Origin of the sequence: Jatrophihabitans endophyticus (assembly GCF_900129455.1) — a bacterium.
GTDB lineage: Bacteria > Actinomycetota > Actinomycetes > Mycobacteriales > Jatrophihabitantaceae > Jatrophihabitans > Jatrophihabitans endophyticus.
In genome coordinates, this window is sequence record NZ_FQVU01000002.1 from 983,628 (window position 1) to 999,495 (window position 15,868).

Annotated in this window: 17 protein-coding genes and 1 riboswitch; of the genes, 10 read left to right on the plus strand and 7 right to left on the minus strand. The window is 73.0% G+C overall.

What is annotated here, in order from left to right:
- The first annotated feature begins 35 nt into the window (after nt 1-35).
- Nucleotides 36-1,226 carry an Ig-like domain repeat protein gene (locus BUE29_RS09870; RefSeq protein WP_143168094.1) on the plus strand — a complete coding sequence of 397 codons (1,191 nt, stop codon included), beginning with the start codon at nt 36-38 and terminating at the stop codon, nt 1,224-1,226.
- Nucleotides 1,227-1,339: 113 nt separating this feature from the next.
- Entirely contained in the window at nt 1,340-1,699 is a 360-nt protein-coding gene (locus tag BUE29_RS09875) for a hypothetical protein (RefSeq protein ID WP_143168095.1), read from the plus strand.
- Nucleotides 1,700-1,751: 52 nt separating this feature from the next.
- Here the strand turns inward: BUE29_RS09875 and BUE29_RS09880 are convergent, their stop codons facing one another.
- From BUE29_RS09880 to BUE29_RS09890, 3 genes are read right to left on the minus strand one after another with little or no spacing between them, the layout of a single operon-like run.
- Nucleotides 1,752-2,156 carry a hypothetical protein gene (locus BUE29_RS09880; protein ID WP_143168096.1) on the minus strand — a complete coding sequence of 135 codons (405 nt, stop codon included), beginning with the start codon at nt 2,154-2,156 and terminating at the stop codon, nt 1,752-1,754.
- 32 nt (nt 2,157-2,188) lie between these two features.
- Complete coding sequence (locus BUE29_RS09885; protein ID WP_073389217.1) at nt 2,189-2,854, minus strand: LysE family translocator; 666 nt, start codon at nt 2,852-2,854, stop codon at nt 2,189-2,191.
- Between the two features lie 43 nt (nt 2,855-2,897).
- Complete coding sequence (locus tag BUE29_RS09890) at nt 2,898-3,350, minus strand: GNAT family N-acetyltransferase (protein ID WP_073389220.1); 453 nt, start codon at nt 3,348-3,350, stop codon at nt 2,898-2,900.
- Between the two features lie 84 nt (nt 3,351-3,434).
- Between BUE29_RS09890 and BUE29_RS09895 the strand changes: the two genes are divergently transcribed.
- On the plus strand, nt 3,435-3,929 hold the full coding sequence (locus BUE29_RS09895; RefSeq protein WP_073389223.1) for a hypothetical protein: 495 nt from the start codon (nt 3,435-3,437) through the stop codon (nt 3,927-3,929).
- 14 nt (nt 3,930-3,943) lie between these two features.
- On the opposite strand, the gene BUE29_RS09900 is transcribed toward BUE29_RS09895, so the two are convergent.
- Both BUE29_RS09900 and BUE29_RS09905 read right to left on the minus strand, forming a co-directional pair.
- Nucleotides 3,944-4,522, minus strand: coding sequence for a M15 family metallopeptidase (locus BUE29_RS09900; RefSeq protein WP_073389226.1), 579 nt, complete (start codon nt 4,520-4,522; stop codon nt 3,944-3,946).
- Nucleotides 4,483-5,226, minus strand: coding sequence for a class I SAM-dependent methyltransferase (locus BUE29_RS09905; RefSeq protein ID WP_234971406.1), 744 nt, complete (start codon nt 5,224-5,226; stop codon nt 4,483-4,485). Before BUE29_RS09905 ends, BUE29_RS09900 begins: the two co-directional genes overlap by 40 nt.
- A gap of 46 nt (nt 5,227-5,272) precedes the next feature.
- Between BUE29_RS09905 and BUE29_RS23110 the strand changes: the two genes are divergently transcribed.
- From BUE29_RS23110 to BUE29_RS09935, 6 genes are all read left to right on the plus strand, one after another.
- Nucleotides 5,273-5,899, plus strand: a complete 627-nt coding sequence (locus tag BUE29_RS23110) for a DUF4232 domain-containing protein (RefSeq protein ID WP_073389229.1) — start codon at nt 5,273-5,275, stop codon at nt 5,897-5,899.
- Nucleotides 5,900-6,044: 145 nt separating this feature from the next.
- Nucleotides 6,045-6,196, plus strand: a riboswitch (cobalamin riboswitch).
- Between the two features lie 89 nt (nt 6,197-6,285).
- A complete protein-coding gene (locus tag BUE29_RS09915) occupies nt 6,286-9,477 on the plus strand; it encodes a prenyltransferase/squalene oxidase repeat-containing protein (RefSeq protein ID WP_073389232.1) in 3,192 nt (1,063 codons plus the stop codon).
- The gene (locus tag BUE29_RS09920; protein ID WP_073389234.1) at nt 9,474-10,505 is read left to right on the plus strand and encodes a hypothetical protein; all 1,032 of its coding nucleotides are present in this window, start codon (nt 9,474-9,476) and stop codon (nt 10,503-10,505) included. Before BUE29_RS09915 ends, BUE29_RS09920 begins: the two co-directional genes overlap by 4 nt.
- 4 nt (nt 10,506-10,509) lie before the next feature.
- The gene (locus BUE29_RS09925; RefSeq protein ID WP_073389237.1) at nt 10,510-11,700 is read left to right on the plus strand and encodes a CbiQ family ECF transporter T component; all 1,191 of its coding nucleotides are present in this window, start codon (nt 10,510-10,512) and stop codon (nt 11,698-11,700) included.
- A complete protein-coding gene (locus tag BUE29_RS09930; protein ID WP_073389240.1) occupies nt 11,701-13,329 on the plus strand; it encodes an ABC transporter ATP-binding protein in 1,629 nt (542 codons plus the stop codon).
- Nucleotides 13,326-14,168, plus strand: coding sequence for an ECF transporter S component (locus BUE29_RS09935; RefSeq protein WP_073389243.1), 843 nt, complete (start codon nt 13,326-13,328; stop codon nt 14,166-14,168). Before BUE29_RS09930 ends, BUE29_RS09935 begins: the two co-directional genes overlap by 4 nt.
- On the opposite strand, the gene BUE29_RS09940 is transcribed toward BUE29_RS09935, so the two are convergent.
- Nucleotides 14,138-14,938: an isocitrate lyase/PEP mutase family protein gene (locus tag BUE29_RS09940; protein ID WP_073389246.1), complete on the minus strand. Its 801-nt coding sequence runs from the start codon at nt 14,936-14,938 to the stop codon at nt 14,138-14,140. The genes BUE29_RS09935 and BUE29_RS09940 overlap by 31 nt on opposite strands.
- Before the next feature lie 129 nt (nt 14,939-15,067).
- Here BUE29_RS09940 and BUE29_RS09945 point away from each other — a divergent pair, with 129 nt between their 5' ends.
- Complete coding sequence (locus BUE29_RS09945; RefSeq protein ID WP_073389249.1) at nt 15,068-15,364, plus strand: putative quinol monooxygenase; 297 nt, start codon at nt 15,068-15,070, stop codon at nt 15,362-15,364.
- A 110-nt stretch (nt 15,365-15,474) separates the two neighbouring features.
- Here the strand turns inward: BUE29_RS09945 and cspE are convergent, their stop codons facing one another.
- The gene (gene cspE, locus BUE29_RS09950; RefSeq protein ID WP_073389251.1) at nt 15,475-15,678 is read right to left on the minus strand and encodes a transcription antiterminator/RNA stability regulator CspE; all 204 of its coding nucleotides are present in this window, start codon (nt 15,676-15,678) and stop codon (nt 15,475-15,477) included.
- Nucleotides 15,679-15,868 lie beyond the last annotated feature (190 nt).

The window sequence follows — 15,868 nt, forward strand, 5'->3', positions numbered from 1 at the left end:
GTCGAAGTGTGGCTCTGGACCTTGGGAGGGGACGGATGAGCCGACTCAGTAGGGCAATTCTGATCGTGGCGTCGTTGGCGGCCGCGGCGGTGGTGGTGCCGGCGACCGACAGCGTCGCGGGCGTCAGCCGCCATGGACCCACATCGTTCCTGACGGTCGCCGGCGCCGCCGGTGAGCCGATCACCCAGGGCAAGGTGTGGACCTTCGACGACACCGACGGCCTGTTGCAGTTCTCCGGCAATGAGGGCCGGCTGACCTGGCGTCTGTCGACTCGCTATGGCGACGGCAACACCGACTACGAGGTGGAGCTGGCCGCGCCTGTGGGCGGACAGCTCACGACCGGCACCTACACGAACGTTGCCCGTGCCGGCTTCAACGGGACGCACGCCGGTCTGTCGGTCTCCGGCCAGGGGCGGGCGTGCAACACCCTCACCGGCAGCGTGTTGATCCGCTCGATCACGACGAACCAGTTCGGCGGCGTCACCGAGCTGGACGCGTCCTTCACGCAGTACTGCGACGGGTCGAAGGTGCCGCTGAACGGCAGCCTGCAGTACCACGCCCCCGTGCGGCACGCGGTGACGCTGACCTCGTCGCACCCCGTCACGGTGCTGGGCCAGCCGACGACGCTCACCGCGCAGGTGCACCGGGGCTCGTCCGTCTTCTTCTATGACGGCACCAAGCGCATCGGCCGGGCCAAGGCAGACTCGTTCGGGCTCGCACGCCTGACCACGGCCACGCTCAAGGCCGGCACCCACCAGCTCACCGCGCGCAGGGGCAAGCACTCGTCGGTCCGGGTGCGTCAGCGCGTCGACGGAAGCGCGACGTCGTTCTGGTTCCGCTCCGTCGGCGGCGACGGACTCGCCACCGGCGCCACTGCCGCGTACACGCCGACCTCGAGCCAGATGCCGATCTCCGCCACGACGAGAAAGATCACCGTCGACGTCGGCGGTGACGCCTCGTGGGACGTCGTCGTGCAATCACCGACCCGCACGGCACTGCGCCCCGGCACGTACGAGCACACGCAGCAGGGGCCGACGGCGACGTCCGCGGGCGTGATGATGTACGGCGGCGGCAACGCCTGCGACACCCAGAGCGGCTCGCTGCACGTCTCGTCGCTGCGGGCGAACAAGCGCGGCGTCATCACCGCCGTCGCCCTCAGCTTCGCCGTCTACTGCAACGGCTCTGCCTACCCGCTGCGGGGAACGCTGCACTACACCGCAGCCTGACGACGCGGCCGGCGCGCTCGGAGCTCGAGTGCGCCGGCCCAACTCGAGCGATGACCTAGCGCGACTGCCGATGCCCGGGCGCAGTGTCTGCCACCCCGAGGCACAATCTTGTCGTGCGGCTCGGCGGCGATCTCGACTCCCACTACCTGCCTGGTGATGAGTACAACCAGCCCCACTACCGGGTGAGCTTGTGGACCGGGACCACCGAGGAGTGGGTCGAGATCTACGAAGCTGACGTGGACGAGGTGCTCACGTGGGTCGCTGCCCATTCCGACGGACGGGCAGCGACCATCTGGGCACGGATCGCCTTGCAGGGCGGCGAAGATCAACAGATCATCGACGTCCGACTGCGCGGGATCGATCCCACTGGGTACGACGAGGATTACCCGCCCTGGGCGGAACGGGTCGGTTCGCCGACTGCCCGTCCGGATGGGGCTGCGGCGGAGGCCTCAGCCACGCGGATCAGCGAGTAACAGCCGCAGCTGGCCGGCCGCCGCGGGCTGCTGAAGCCGACGAACACGCGTCCTAGTCGTCTGGCCAGAGGCAATCACCGCGGGCGACCGCGGCGACGACGACCTCGGTCACCTCGATCAGGATCGCCTTCGCCGACACCGGCATCACGAAGAGAGTTCGCGCGGATCTGAACGAAGTGGCAGGGGCGTCGACCGTGATCTTCCATCCGGTGTCACCCCATGCCTCGAGGTTGCGTCCCAGGTACTGCGCCACGGAGCCGAGATCAGAGCCCATGGCCAGTTCGCCGGCCCCGGCGAGCGGGGCGTTGCGGACCACGTTGACGTAGTACAGCTCACCCTGCGGTGAGTAGACGTCGACCCGCGCGATCAGCTGTGCCGACAGCCGCTTGCGCCGCGGTCGACGACGATCGGTCCGCACCCGCCACCGCGGTGCAGGCAACGCGCGTTCGTCATCCACGCCCGCAGTATCGCCCGACCGCGAGCGGAACGTCACTGAGCGCGGACGCGGGCACCGGACCAGATCGACCAGCCGCCCAACCCGAGGTACAACACCCCGCTGGCACGAGTGCTCGTGCCGAGCAGCCGGCGGCTGCTCCCAATGCGTTGGCGCAACGCACCGGCGAGTAGGGCGTAGATCGAGTCCGAGAGCAGTCCGACGACGCAGAACACGGCGCCGAGAACGACCAGTTGCCCGGTGACGGAGCCGGAGCCACGGTGCACGAACTGCGGGAAGAAGGCGAGGAAGAACAGCGCGACCTTCGGGTTCGACAACTCCACGACCACGCCCTGGACGAAGGCGCGGCGCCTGCGGCTCGCGATGTCGCGCTCGTCGCTCGCGGCTTGCGCCGGCGGTTGCTCGCCGATCCTCCCGCCGGCCCGCCACGCGCGCACACCGAGGAACAGCAGGTAGGCGCCGCCGAGATAGTGCAGGGCCGACAGCGCCGGGGCGGAGGACGCGAGCAGCGCGGCGAGCCCGAAGGTGGTGGCGACGGCATAGGCGGCGGCGGCGAGCGCGCACCCCAGCGCCGCCGCCAGTGCCACGCGCCGCCCGCCGCGCAGACCCTGCGCGGTGACGTACAGGTTGCTGGGGCCGGGAACCGCCGCGAACGCCGCGACGACCAGCACGAACGTCGTCAGCGTCGACAGCGAGGGCACCGCCCCAGTCTGCCCCCGTCGAAGGCGTTGCGGGAGTACTCCGTCACGTCGCCAGGGACCGGGCCATGCAGACCGACGACGCGCTGTCGACGTAGGGGCCGAACTTCGCGATCGGCTCGAAACCGTGCCGGGCGTAGAACCGGATCGCGGCGTGCTGGTGGACGCCGGTCTCGAGACGGACGAGGTGCGCCCCGGCCGCGGCGGCGTGGTCGAGCAGCGCGGTGATGACCGCCGACGCGACGCCACGTCCGCGGTGCGAGGGGAGGACGTAGAACCGCTTCAGCTCGGCGGTGCCGTCGTCGGCCACCTCGACACCACCGACGCCGACGTAGGCACCGTCGTCCGACGCGCCGACGAGGTGGACGCCGCCCGCTTCGAGTCGCTCGACGGAGTAGCCGAACATCTCGCTCTCGTCGTACCCGCTGGAGGCCAGCTCGGCGGTCAGCGCGTCGACGAGCGGCAGGACGTCACGAACCGAGACAACGGCGACCTTCACCTGTCGCACTCTCACCGACCACTGTTTCGGCGCGGTTACCCGGCGCCCGCTCGTCCGTCCGGGAACCGCTGCGACCATGGACCCATGAAGTTCCGCGCCGGTCTGCACGGCACCGTGAACGCGGTGCTGGGCGCGGTCTTCGCGCCGCTGTTCGCGGCGCTCGCCGTCGTGTGCGGCATCCAGGTCTCGCGCGGCAGCGACGTCGGCTGGTCCTGTGCCGGCGGCATCCTGGCCCTCGTCAGCTGCCTGGTGATGGCCGCGGTGCTGGTCGGCGGTGTCTCGACCTGGCGGACGGTGATCCTCACGCCCACCGGCCTGTCCCTTCCCGGCTTCACGCTGCGCCGCGGGCTGTATCGCGACGACGTGCCACTCGCCGACATCGCCGTCGTGGAGCTGAGGTATCGCTCGGAACCGCGCAACGGTCGCTGGCAGCTACGCGTCGTCCGGCGGGACGCGACGGCGCTGTGCTGCGACAGCATCACGAGCTCGCGCAGCTCCGCCGGCGCCGGTGGCACGTCCGCCATGCGGTCGGTCGATCGGCTCCGGGTCGCGGTCGAGGACGCGCAACGACGCGCGTGACCGACCTGCCCGGGCTAGCAGGTGGGCGAGTGGCAGGGGAAGAGCTTCTTGTACACCTTGTGCGTGGCCGCGACGCTCTTGTTGATCTCGAAGTGCATCGGGTCCTTGCGATGCTGGTAGTCGCCGCCCCATCGGATCACGCCCGAGTAGCGCTTGAGCCGCTTGTGAATGGCCGCGATCTGCTTCTTCGTGAACGAGTGGGCCGCGGTGGTGTTCAGTGGGTGGCGGGTCGCGTTGAGGTCGATCGCGGTGCCCGACGCGTGGTTGGAGTACGTGGTCTGGGAACCGCGGATCTTGCGGTACGACCAGCCGTAGTCGTCACCGGCCTTGTAGAGACTCAGCTTCTCGACCTGCTTGTTGTACCAGTTGGCGAAGTCGACCAGGAGCACGCCGGCGTCGCCCTTGCGCAGCAGCAACCCGTGCTTGGTGCCCGGCACCTTGTAGGTCGCCAGCTTCGACGAGGTCGACTTGGTGATGACCGTCCAGCCGTTCTGCGACTTGGCGGTGGCGGCCGATGCCGACGTCGCCGAGGCGATGAGCAGCGCCGCCGAGGTCAGGAGTCCGAGCAAGGCCGCGAAAAGCTTCGTGCGCATGGCAATCCCTCCGAATCGGTCATCGTCGTGACCTGCGGGTCATAGTGCCGAGAACCGTCCGTTATGGGAAGGGCGGGTCGGGACGTCGCCACATCAGCAGGTAGCGCCAGAGCAAGCAGCCGGCACACGTGCACACCGGGCAGCACCACCCGGGCCTGCTCGCGCACCTGGCGCGTGGTCAGCTCGGCGTCGCGCGTCGGCATGCGCCGGTGGTCGGGATCGTGGCGCAGGGGCGAGCCCGGCCGGGTGCGGTCGCCTCCGGCGGCCAGTACGAGACCGATCAGGTGGTGCCAGGTCGAAGCGACCAGTTCGACGGGCAGCTCGCGCGGCAGGTCGCGACGCGGCAGGGCGACGACGGCCAGCACGCCGCCGGGGCGCAGCGCCTCGGCCAGCCGGGCGAGCGTCGCGGCGAGCGGCAGGTGGTGCAGTGCGGTCATCGAGACGATCGCGTCGTAGTGCCCGGCGGGCAACGGAACCGTCGTGACGTCGGCCAGCCGGCAGTCGACGTTGTCGGGCACGCGGCGGCGGGCGGCGTCGATCATCGTCGGGTCACGGTCGAGGGCATCGACGTGGCGGACGCGGGCGGCCAGCGCACCGGCCAGCCGGCCGGCCCCGCAGCCGACGTCCAGGACGCGCTCGGCGCCCGCGGGCACGGCGCGCAGCAGCAGCCGGTCGTAGTAGGCGTTGTGGTCCCACGGCAGCACGGGTTCATCCTCCCTGGGACGAAGGGGGCGAGAGCGACGTTCTGGCATGATCGCCGCCGTGGGCGGTCCCGCGCATCGAAACCTGCGGACGCGCACGACCGGTCTGATCCTCGCGCCGGCGCTGGCGATATCCGGGTGCGCCGGGGGTTCCGCCTCCCGGGGCGGTGACACCATCGCCGGATCACGCAGCGCACCTGCATCGACGCCCACCACCTCGTCCGCGTCCCGCAGCGTCGGTTCGCCGGACCGAGACGTCCCACCCCGGTGCCACCGCGGCGAGGTGCTGGCGGTCGGTAGGTCGGCTCTCGATGCAGCTCTCGGCCGGCGTTACCTGGCCGTCGACGTGCGCAACTGCACGGGCCGTCCGGTGCGGCTGACTCGACCGGTCGTCACCGGGGTGACCGCCGCCGGCCGCAGCGGCGCGCTCCGGGTCGTGCCGACCCCCGTTGCGCATCGGCAGGAACGAGCGTTCATGCTCGGGCCCGGTCGGACGGCCTCGGCCGGGTTGTCGTGGCGGGCCGAACCGCGCGACGAGCGCATCCGCGAGCTCCGCATTGCCGCGACCCCCGCCGACCCCGCGCACGTCGTGCCCCTCGATCTGCTGGAGCTACGGCTCACCAGTCGCCTCGACTACTACCCGTGGGTGTCGCGACCCAGCGACGTCTTCTCCTGACATACCGGCGGCGTACGGATCGGGTGCCGTGTCACGCGGCCAGGTGACCACCGGCTGGAACTCGTGATCGCGGGCGTCGGCCGCCGAGGTGGCGACGTGATCATGTCGGCACACCGACCGATGCGCATTGACCGGATCGGCGCGGGGCTGTTACGGTGCGCTCGGCCGGGCAGCCGCCCGTGCAGCAAGACCAGCCCACGCAGGGGAAGCCGGTGTGAACCCGGCGCTGACCCGCAACCGTGAGCCGCGCAGCGATGCGAGGCGAGCCGGAATGCCTGCCGGGCTGGGTGGTCAGTGTCTCGTCGCGGTAGCGAGACGGTGCCCGGCCCGTTCGTCGGTCGTCGCCGTGTCGCGTTGCGAGCACTCCGAACGAACGGACGTCGCTCATGACTCCCTGCCCCACCCGCCGGAGCCGCGCCGTCGCGGCCGGGGTCATCCTCCTGCTCGCCGGTGCTCTGATCACCGCGGCGCCCGCCGGTGCCAAGCCCGCCAAGACCACCAAGCCCGCCGAGCCGAGGAAGACCACGACATCCGTGAGCGCGTCACGCGCCGTCGCGGGCGCGCCGCTCGCGCTGACCGCGAGGGTCAGGCCGCGTCCGACGGGCGGCACGATGCGCTTCACCATCGCCGGCAGGACGCCGAAGACGTGCGCGAAGGTCGCGGTGCGCGCCGGGTCGGCGCGGTGCGCCGCCACCGCCCCGGCCGCGGGCCGGCGCACCGTCACCGTCCGGTACTCCGGGGTGCGAGCGAGCGCGAAGTCGAAGCATCGGGCCTACCGTGCGTCGAGTATTCGGCGCACCGTCACGGTGGCGGCGAGACCCGGCACGACCCCGAAACCGGCGGCCGGCACCATCGTCGGCAGCACCGGCTCGTGCACCACCAGCAAGGGCGCGCTGGTGGCGGTCAGCTTCGCGACGTGGTCCGGGCCGATCGTCCGTGGCTGCGACACGACCCCGACCACCGGCATCGACCTGCTCGACACGGCCGGCTTCACCACCGCCGGCACGCAACACGACGGCCCGCAGTTCCTGTGCCGTATCGGCCATGCGCTGTTCGACAGCGGCACGCAGTACCCGAAGCCGGCCACCGAGTCGTGTGTGAGGACGCCGCCGGCGAGCGCGTACTGGTCCTACTGGCTGGCGCCGAAGGGATCGAACACCTGGTCTTATGCGCAGTTCGGCGCATATTCGCAGCGGACGATCGACGGCGACGTCCAGGCGTGGACCTACGGCGCCACCGACGTCGAGGGCACCACCGGCAAGCCCGCCTTCACGCCGAACCAGGTGCGGGCGGGATCGAGCGCGACGGCGAGATCCGCGCCGGCTGCGCAGCGAAGGGCTGCGCCCGCGCCGCGCGCCGACGTCGGGAAGGCGACCGACTACCTGCTCACCGCCCCCAACAGTGCCGGCGACGGACCGCAGCTCAAGGACGGCCACTACTACGACCAGTACGACCTCGGTTTCGCCGACTACGGGTTGACCGTCGACGCGGTGTACGCGCTCGCCGCGTCCGGCTCGGACGACGCCGCGTTGCGTCGCATCATGGCGTTCCTGGACAGCGCCGGAACCGACGGCAGCGACCGGTCGATCAACGACTACACCGGCGTCGGCACGGAGTACGCCGGCGGCGGCTCGGTCGGCAAGGTCGCGCTGGCCGCACTGATGACCGGCTACGACCCGCACGCGTTCGCCGGCCACGATCTCGTCGCGACCCTGGCCGAGCTGGTCTGCACGAAGGCGATCGATAGCGTCTGCGCCGCGCCCGGCAACTACCGTTACTCGCCGTCGACCTTCGCGCAGGCGCTGCCGATCATCGCGCAGCTACGCGCCGGCGACGCCAAGGGTGCGAAGCGTCCGATCGCCTACCTGGAGAGCCTGCAGCACGCGTCGGGGGCGTTCCCCAGCGTGCTGCCCGGCGCCGACTCCGAGACCGACAGCACCGGCATCGCCGCGATGGCGCTCGCCCTCGTGCCGGGCGCCGAGGCGCGCACCCGGCTGGCGAAGGCGCTGTCGTGGCTCGCTTCGCAGCAGACCGCCGACGGCGGCTTCCCCGGCGCGGCCGGCGACTCGACCAACTCCGCCGCCATCGCGATCCAGGCGCTGCGGCTCGACGCGCAGACCTACGCGACCCGGATCGAGCGAGCCGAGGCGTTCCTCGCCGCGGCGCAGAACGCCGACGGCGGCTTCGACGTCGACGCCGACGCCGACGGCTCGGACATGCGAGCCACGACGCAGGTGCTCGGCGGTGTCGTCGGCACCCCGTTCGGCTCCGTGCTCGACGACCTCGACGCCAAGGACGTCGGTACGTCCGGGGCCACCTACCTCGTCGACCAGCTGACCGGCGGCGACCACTACGAGACGGTCTACGACGGGACGGCCTACCCCGACCAGGGGCTCACCGCCGACGGCGTGTTCGCGCTGCTGGCCACCGGCGGGCACGCCGCGTCGGTCTCGGCCATGACGTCCTACCTCGAGAAGCAGGTCGACGCGTACGCCGACCCGACCGGGGCGAACTTCGGGCCCTACAGCGGGTCACTGGCCAAGCTCGCGCTGGTCGCCGAGGCCACCGGCGGCGATCCGCACTCCTTCGGCGGGGCCGATCTGCTCGCAGTGCTCGCCGCGAACGTGTGCACCGAGGCCCAGGGTGCGGGGCAGCCGTGCGTCGCGGTCGGCGACTTCCGCAACAACTACGCCACGGTCTCGCAGGCGCTCGGAGTCCTCGCCCTGCAGGCATCGCCGGACGACGGTGACCATCTCGCCGCCACCGACCCCGCCGTCGTGCGGCTGCACCAGCTGCAGTGCGACGACGGCGGCTTCGCCAGCACGCTGCGCAGTGCCGGGGACGGCTGCACCTCCGACGTCGACACCACCGGGTACGCGGTGCAGGCGCTCGCCGCCGTGGCGGGTACCGACACGTGGATCGGCGCGGCGCAGCACTACCTGCAGGACCGGCAGCGCACGACCGGTCTGTTCCCGGGGGCAGCGGGGGACAACGCCAACTCCACCGCGCTGGCCGCCGACGCCCTGCAGTCGCTCGTCACGGCCCTGACCAGCCCCACCGCGGACCCGCCGCAGCCGCAGACGATCACGCCGATCGCGCCGTGGCAGTCGTCGCTGCGCGGCCTGCGTTCGCTCGCGACCCCGGCCGGCGGCTTCGCCCTCACCGGCGGCGCGGCGCCGGACCTGCGCGCCTCCACGCAGGCGGTCGCCGCGGCGGCCCAGCGCAGCCTGCTGGAGCTGTCCGGCGCGACGATCCTGTCGCTGCCGCGTGCCGCGGCTGCCGACCCGCCCGCCGTCCCCGGCGGCGGCTCGAGCTCCGGCGGAACGCCGTCCGGCCCCGGCACGACCTCCTCGGCGGCCGGCCACGGGAGCGGCAGCCCGGGCACCGAGACCTCCGGGGCCGTGCCGAACGGCGACTCGGCGTCGCCGGTCGCCGACGGTGCGGCGGGCACCGCCGACACCGGCGTCCCGACGCTGACCCTGCTGCTGTGGGCGGCCGCCCTGCTCACGCTCGGCGCGGCCCTGAGCGTCGCCGCCCGCCGCGGCGCGCGCCCCGGGCGTGGCGGGACGCACCGATGACGGCGTGGCGGCGCTCCGCCGTCCTCGGCGCGATCGCCGTCGCGCTCGTCGTGGTGGTCGGTCCGGTGCTCGGGTCGCCCGCCGCCCAGGCGAGCCCGGTCGGCGACTGCGGGCCGAGCACGGGAACCGTCGTCGCCGTCGACTACTCGCACTGGGACGGCCCGATCGTGCGCGGCTGCGACCTCGACAGGCCCGCGTCCGGCATCGCCCTGCTGAACGACACCGGGTTCCGCACCACCGGCACGCAGCACGACGGCCCGCAGTTCCTGTGCCGCATCGGCAACCAGGCCTGGGATCACGGCACCCAGTACCCGACGCCGAGGGACGAGGCGTGCGTCCGGACGCCGCCGGCCTCGGCGTACTGGTCCTACTGGCTCGCCCCGAAGGGCAGGAACAGCTGGTCGTACAGCCAGTTCGGCGCGTACGCCGACAAGCCCACCGAGGGCGAGGTGCAGCTGTGGATCTTCGGCGGCACCGACATCACCGGCGCCGACGGCGACCCGGTGAACGGCTTCCCGGTGTGCACCCCGAACTCGCTGCGTGCCGGCGGGTCCGCCTCGACGTGCACCCCCACGGGCACCGAGGCCGGCCGGGGCGTGGGCCACGGCGGGTCGAGACGGACGGCCGCGAGCCGGACCGCCGCGGTCGGCCGCGGTCACGGCGGGGCCGCGGACGGGCACCGGACGTCGTCAGCCGCCCGGCGGGCCGAGCCGACCGCGACGCAGGCGGGACGGTCGACGGCCCGGGCCTCGACCGCGCCGCTCGCGCCGACCGCCGGCCGCAGCGCCGCCACGCACGGCACCGCGACGACGGCAGCGGGTCGGGCCGTCGCCTCGTCCGCGGCCGGCTCGTCGCTCGGCGCGCGGGCCGCGGGCAACGTCGTCGACGCGCGTCCTGCGTCGACGACACGGCCGCCGGCGGGGTCGGCGGTACCGCTCGTCGTCGGCATCGGCCTCGCCGCCGTGCTCGCCGTCGGCGCGGGCTGGGCCGTCCGGCGACGGCGACGCCTCGACACCGACCAGGGCTGAGCGGGTGCCGACGGCGAGCGCCCTCGCGACCGCGCGCACGCCGCGGCAGCTGCACCCGGTGGCCTGGTGGAGCTGGGCGATCGGAATGGCGGTGGCGGCGAATCGGACGAGCAACCCGCTGCTGCTCGTGCTCGTGCTGGCCGTGCTCGGCCTCGTGATCGCGTGTCGTCGTAGCGACGCGCCGTGGGCGCGGGCCTTCCAGTACTACCTGGTCCTCGCGCTGGTCGTGATCGTGACGCGGGTGGTCTTCCGCGCGGTGTTCGCATCCGGGATCCAGCCCGACGACCACATCCTGTTCTCGCTCCCGCACCTCGACACCCCCGACTGGTACGCCGGCATCCGGCTGGGCGGTGCCGTCTCGCTGGAGGCCACGCTGTCGGCCGCCTTCGACGGTCTGCGGCTGGGGACGCTGTTGTGCTGCGTGGGAGCGGCGAACGTGCTGGCCAACCCCAAACGGGCGTTGCGGGTGTTGCCGGGCGCGCTGTACGAGCTCGGGGTCGCGGTGGTGGTCGCGCTGAGCGTCGCCCCGCAGCTGGTCGAGAGCGCGCAGCGCGTCAACCGTGCGCGCCGGCTGCGCGGCGGCCACGGCAGGGGGTTGCGGCCGCTGCGTTCGATCGTCGTCCCGGTGCTGGAGGACGCGTTCGAGCGCTCGCTGCGCCTCGCCGCCGGCATGGACTCGCGCGGGTACGGCCGCGTCGGTGACGTGAGCCGGGCCCGTCGGCGGATCACCGGACTGCTGCTGTCGCTGGGGATGTGCGGCTTGTGCGTCGGCGTGTACGGGCTGGTCGACCCGACCGTGCCGCGGCTGCTCGGGCTGCCCGCCGTGGCGACGGGCGTGCTGCTGTGCGCGGCCGGCCTGCACGCGGGCGGCCGACGGGTGCAGCGCACCGCCTACCGCCCGGATCGTTGGCGCACGCCCGAGTCACTCGTCGCCGGCGGCGGCGTCGTGTGCGCGACGGTGATGTTCCTGACCGTCGGCTACGACCCGACCCAGCTCAACCCCGGCCTGTACCCGCTCGCCTTCCCCTCGCTGCCGCTGCTGCCGGTGGCCGCGATCCTGGCTGCCGGGGCGGCCGCCCTGACCGCGCCGCCGCCGGTGCGCCGGAGTCCGGCGCCACGTCCGGGCAGCGGCGCGGCCCGCGATCCGCGCGCGGCCCGACCGAGCCGAGCCGGCGACGAGTTGGCGGGGGTGTAGATGATCGAGTTCGACCACGTCAGCGTCACCTACTCCGGCGGCACGACCCCGGTCCTGCGGGACGTCTCCCTGCGGGTGGACGAGGGCGAGCTGTGCCTCGTCGTCGGTCGCACCGGCTCGGGCAAGTCGACGCTGCTCGGGGCGATCAACGGCCTGGTGCCGCACTTCACCGGCGGGACGCTCGCCGGCAGCGTCCGCGTCGACGGACGCTCGACCGCCGACCACCCGCCCCGGGAGCTCGCCGACGTCGTCGGTGTCGTCGGGCAGGACCCGCTCGCGTCCTTCGTCACCGACACCGTCGAGGAGGAGCTGGCGTACGGCATGGAACAGTTGGCCGTGCCGCCCGCCGTGATGCGCAAGCGGGTGGAGGAGACTCTCGTGCTGCTCGACCTGGTCGAGCTGCGGCACCGCGCGCTGCACGAGCTGTCCGGCGGGCAGCAGCAGCGGGTCGCGATCGGTGCGGTGCTCACCGCACACCCGCGGGTGCTCGTGCTCGACGAGCCGACCTCGGCGCTCGACCCCACCGCCGCGGAGGGCGTCCTCGCGGCGATCACCCGGCTCGTCCACGATCTCGGCGTGACGGTCGTGCTCGCCGAGCACCGGCTCGAACGCGTGGTCCAGTACGCGGACCGGGTCGTGTTCGTCCACGGCGACGGCACCGTCACCGACGACCTCCCGGCCGCGGCGTTCGAGTCGACCACCGTCGCCCCGCCCGTCGTCGAGCTCGGCCGGCTCGCGCGCTGGCGGCCGCTGCCGCTGTCGGTGCGCGACGCCCGCCGCCGCGCCGGCCCGCTGCGTGACGCGCTGGCCGGACGGCCGCTGCCGCCGGCACGCACCGGCACCGCCGGTGGCTCGATCGCCCTGACGGCGGGCAACGTGGTCGTCCGCTACGCCGACGTCGTCGCCGTCGCCGGGGTCGACCTCGACGTGCCGGCGGGGCAGGTCGTCGCGCTGATGGGGCACAACGGCTCGGGCAAGTCCTCGCTGCTCTGGGCCCTGCAGGGCGCCGGCCGGCGTCACGACGGCACCGTCGACGTCGCCGGTCGCGACCCGCGCCGGCTCGCCGTGGCCGAGGCGCGCCGGCTCGTCGGCCTGGTGCCCCAGACCCCGGCCGACCTGCTCTACCTCGGCTCGGTGCGGGCCGAGCTCGCCCAGGCCGACCGCGAGGCGGGCGTCGACGCGGCGACCGCGGGCGGCAGCGCCCGCGCGCTGCTCGACCGGCTCGCACCGGGCATCGAGGACGAGCTGCATCCCCGTGACCTGTCCGAGGGGCAGCGGCTCTCGCTCGTCCTCGCCGTGCAGCTGCGGGCGGCGCCGCGCGTCGTGCTGCTCGACGAGCCGACGCGCGGCCTGGACTACTTGGCCAAGCAGGCACTCATCGGCATCGTCGACGCGCTGGCCGCCGAGGGGCGTGCCGTGATCATCTCGACCCACGACGTCGAGTTCACCGCCGCGGCCGCCGACCGCGTCGTCGTCCTCGCCGAGGGGGAGGTCGTCGCGGACGGCCCGACCGCGGAGGTCGTCGTCGCGTCGCCGGCGTTCGCGCCGCAGACGGCGAAGATCCTCCGGCCGCTGCCCTACCTGACGGTCGCCCAGGTGGCGCGGGCGCTGCCGGGAGCGGCGTCGTGACCGCGACGACGCCGGCACGCCGCGCGCGGGCGGTGCGCATCCCGCGCCGGACCGTGATCAGCGTGACGCTCGCGAGCTTCGTCGGCTTCGTGGCCTTCCTGTGGCCGTTCCTGGTGGACCCGGGCCGCTTCGACGACCGGACGATGGCGCCGCTCATGTTCGGCGGCCTGCTCGTGCTGGTGCTCGCCGTCGTGTTCAGCGAGATCGCCGACGGCGGCATCGACGCCAAGGCGGTGGCCATGCTCGGCGTGCTGTCGGCCGTCAACGCCGCGCTCCGCCCGCTCGGCGCCGGGACCGCCGGCATCGAGACGGTGTTCTTCGTGCTCGTGCTCGCCGGCCGGGTCTTCGGGCCGGGCTTCGGCTTCAGCCTCGGCTGCACGTCGCTGTTCGCGTCGGCACTGCTCACCGGGGGCGTCGGGCCGTGGCTGCCCTACCAGATGTTCGGCTGCGCGTGGGTCGGGCTGTTCGCGGGCCTGCTGCCGCGGGCGCGCGGCCGGGTCGAGATCGCCATGCTGGCCGGTTACGGCGCGCTCTCGGGGTACTTCTTCGGATTCATGCTCAACCTGTCGTTCTGGCCGTTCTCGGTCGACCCGAACAGCTCGATCGCGTTCCTCCCGGGCGCCTCGTTCAGCGACCAGTGGCACCGCTACCTGCTCTTCGACCTCGCGACCTCGCTGGGCTGGGACACCGGGCGCGCGGTCACCAACTTCGTGGCGATCCTGGTCGTCGGCCCCGCCGCGCTCGCGACCTTCCGTCGTGCCGCGCGCCGGGCGAACTTCGAGGCGCCGGTGACCTTTGCCGACCCCGACTACCCGAACAGGCCGTTGAGCTCGCCGTAGGGCAGGGCGTCCGCCGAGGACTCGTACGTGCCGGACGCGAGCACCTCGCGGACGGCGTTGCGCGCGAGACCGTACGCGGCCGCCGCGACCGACGAACCGAGGCTGATGCGGGCCACGCCGAGGGCGGCGAGCTCGGTCACCGGCGGCGCGCCCGGGCCGACCAGGATGTTCAGCGGCGCGTCGATCGCGTCGACGAGGGATGCGACCGTGGCCGGGTCGACCACACCGGGCACGAAGATGCCGTCCGCGCCGGCGTCGAGATACGCCGCGGCGCGTGCGGCGGTGTCGGCGAGGCGGCCTTCGGGGTCGCCGACGTCGCGCAGGTAGGTGTCGACCCGGGCGTTGACGAACAGCTCCGTGCCCGCGGCGGCACGCGCGGCCGCGAGTCGTGCCGTCTGGTCGGCGGTCTCGCGCAGCGGCGTCGGGCCGCCGTGCCAGGCGTCCTCCAGATTGACGCCGGCGGCACCGGTGGCGACGAGCAGGCCGATCGTCTCGCCGACGCCGGCCGGGTCGTCGGCGAAACCGGACTCGCAGTCGGCGCTGACCGGGACACCCACCGCCGTGACGATCCGCCGCACCGCGGCGAGCGCGGTGTCGCGGTCGAGCGCGTCGCCGTCGCGTACGCCGAGGCTCCACGCGACGCCCGCGCTCGTCGTGGCCACCGCGGTCGCGCCGGCGGCCTCGACGACGCGGGCACTGCCCGCGTCCCAGGCGTTGACGAGCACGAGCGGGTGGCCGGGCACGTGCAGCGAACGGAACAGCTCGGTCACGGGGAACTCCTCACAGGCACGGGCCGGTTATCGTCCAGGACGTCACTCTCGGGCACGCGCGCCGAATTGTCCGGCGGTTTTCGGACACCGACGTCGCGCATGCCCGCACCGTCAGCGGAAGGACCCGCCATGCCGTTGCCCGTCGTCGCCGTCATCACGGCCAAGCCCGGTTCCGAGGACCTCGTGCGGGAGGCGTTGAGCGAGCTCGTCCCCCCGACCCGCGACGAATCGGGATGCCTCGCGTACTCGCTGTACCGCTCGACCGAGGACCCGACCGTGTTCGTCACCGTCGAGTCGTGGCGGGAGGCCGACGACCTGGCGGCGCACATGCGTTCCGAGCACATCGCGGCGGCGTTCGCCAAGGCCGGCGACGGCTTCGCGGGACGCCCCGTCATCCACTCGCTGGAAGCGCTCGACGAGGCCTAGGCATCACATCTGGTCGGCACCGCCGCCGGAATGCACGCGGCGCCGATCGCGTCCCCTGCGGGAATGCGATCGGCGCCGGTGGCCGAGCTGTCGGCCCGGAGGCCGGACGATCAGATCGCGACGACGTTCTCCGCCTGCGGGCCCTTCGGGCCCTGCGTGGTGTCGAACTCGACGCGCTGGTTGTCGTCCAGGCTCTTGTAACCGTCACCGGCGATGGCGGAGAAGTGGACGAAAACGTCCTTGGTGCCGTCGTCGGGGGCGATGAAGCCGAAGCCCTTCTCGCTGTTGAACCACTTGACCGTGCCTTGAGCCATGCTTGTTGGTCCTCTCGGGAGCCAGTGATCACGCGCACCGTGCGCGGATCGCGGTCTGCGGCGACGTGGCTTTCGAAGACTGGGCACCGGGGCTACGACAGACGCATCTCAACAAATCCCTGCGTCGCTGGTCGTGCCGAAGAAGGAGGTGCTGACAACCGGGACCGACAGTAGCAGTGATCGCCGCGTG

Excerpts from the sequence above, each read along its gene's own strand:
- BUE29_RS09870 (WP_143168094.1), top strand. The coding sequence starts at position 36 with ATGAGCCGACTCAGTAGGGCAATTCTGATCGTGGCGTCGTTGGCGGCC.
- BUE29_RS09895 (WP_073389223.1), top strand. The coding sequence starts at position 3,435 with ATGAAGTTCCGCGCCGGTCTGCACGGCACCGTGAACGCGGTGCTGGGC.
- BUE29_RS09900 (WP_073389226.1), bottom strand. The coding sequence starts at position 4,522 with ATGCGCACGAAGCTTTTCGCGGCCTTGCTCGGACTCCTGACCTCGGCG.
- BUE29_RS23110 (WP_073389229.1), top strand. The coding sequence starts at position 5,273 with ATGATCGCCGCCGTGGGCGGTCCCGCGCATCGAAACCTGCGGACGCGC.
- BUE29_RS09915 (WP_073389232.1), top strand. The coding sequence starts at position 6,286 with ATGACTCCCTGCCCCACCCGCCGGAGCCGCGCCGTCGCGGCCGGGGTC.
- BUE29_RS09920 (WP_073389234.1), top strand. The coding sequence starts at position 9,474 with ATGACGGCGTGGCGGCGCTCCGCCGTCCTCGGCGCGATCGCCGTCGCG.
- BUE29_RS09930 (WP_073389240.1), top strand. The coding sequence starts at position 11,701 with ATGATCGAGTTCGACCACGTCAGCGTCACCTACTCCGGCGGCACGACC.
- BUE29_RS09945 (WP_073389249.1), top strand. The coding sequence starts at position 15,068 with ATGCCGTTGCCCGTCGTCGCCGTCATCACGGCCAAGCCCGGTTCCGAG.
- cspE (WP_073389251.1), bottom strand. The coding sequence starts at position 15,678 with ATGGCTCAAGGCACGGTCAAGTGGTTCAACAGCGAGAAGGGCTTCGGC.